The sequence below is a fragment of the Paracraurococcus lichenis genome (genome assembly GCF_030657435.1).
GTDB classification, from domain to species: domain Bacteria; phylum Pseudomonadota; class Alphaproteobacteria; order Acetobacterales; family Acetobacteraceae; genus Paracraurococcus; species Paracraurococcus lichenis.
The window spans coordinates 1-657 of the sequence record NZ_JAUTWS010000412.1 but is presented as its reverse complement, the minus strand read 5'-3'; the positions used below and the strand labels follow the sequence as shown (position 1 = coordinate 657).

1 protein-coding gene is annotated in these 657 nt (G+C 61.2%); it reads right to left on the bottom strand.

All coding sequences use genetic code 11. The annotated features are described in order from the left end of the window. Positions 1–152 precede the first annotated feature (152 nt). Positions 153–657: hypothetical protein (locus Q7A36_RS40560; RefSeq protein ID WP_305109451.1), on the bottom strand; the 505-nt coding region annotated here is incomplete at its 5' end.

The window sequence follows — 657 nt, the reverse complement described above, 5'->3', positions numbered from 1 at the left end:
ATTGGCGGACGCGCGCCGGAGTGAACGATACGTCATGTCGCTTTCCAGGCGAGACCAGCCGAAAGACTGTCGCCGCTGCTTCCTACGGCGAGCTTCCGTTGCGAGTTTATGTTTCGAAGTGGAGCGGGTTGACAATGCCCGCCAGACATCGGTTACTCACCTGTTGCATGCATAGCGAGTGAGAGTCCACCGATCAGGATGAGGCTGGTTGCCCAGACCGCACCGAGGTTGAACCAAGTTCGTGCCACAAGCCGAAGCCCCAGATGACGGTATGTCAGCCACGCAAAAAGCCCGCCCGTGACGATCATCGCCGTCGCATGGGTGACGGAGACAACCACCGCCGTGCTCAGGTTGGCGCTGATCAACCAACCTAAGGCGTTCTGCCGCTCGTCCAATCCAGTAGGCCTGCAAAGCCCGAGATACACCGGCACGAGCATCAGCCCAGCACCGTGTGCGATAGCAACTGCAAAGGACCAGAGCCCAAGCCGTGTCGGCCGGATCCGGGACAGCACGCGCGGGTGGCGGCGCCGAAGAAGTTCAACAGCGCCGAAGCCGAGCAGGAGAATCGCCGCGGCGGTCTGGATCTCTCGCTGCCATGCCAGAAGTGCGCCGAGCACGGCAAAGGGAAGCATCATGACGAGCATGGCCAACAGATGT